This is a genomic window from Pseudomonas sp. PME37.24/006, assembly GCF_055556635.1.
The window spans coordinates 1-309 of sequence record NZ_JBVHNL010000030.1 but is presented as its reverse complement, the minus strand read 5'-3'; the positions used below and the strand labels follow the sequence as shown (position 1 = coordinate 309).

The 309-nt window shown below is 75.1% G+C and carries 1 protein-coding gene; it reads left to right on the top strand.

The window, feature by feature from the left end:
* A partial coding sequence (locus ACZ3GY_RS23725) for an MFS transporter (RefSeq protein WP_465912181.1) occupies nt 1-309 on the top strand: 309 nt, incomplete at both ends.

The following is a 309-nucleotide window of genomic DNA, read 5'->3' as shown; positions in this document are numbered from 1 at the left end:
CTGGGCGACGTCGCCCGAGTGGGTGATCGTCTCCCGCGCGGTGCAGGGGGTCGCGACGGGTGCGGCCACCAGCACCTTCACGGCCATGGTGTCGGAGACCGTGCCCCCGCACGCTCGCGGGCGTCTCACGCAGATCGCCGGCACGGCGCCGATCGGCGGCCTCGCGCTCGGCGCTCTGTTCGCCGGGATCGCCACCGCCGTCGCGCCCGAACCGGTGCTCGCGGTGTTCGCGCCGATCGTCCTGCTGCTCGTGGTCGCGATCGGCGCGGTCTGCTTCACGCCCGAGTCGTCGTCGCGGGTCTCGGGCGC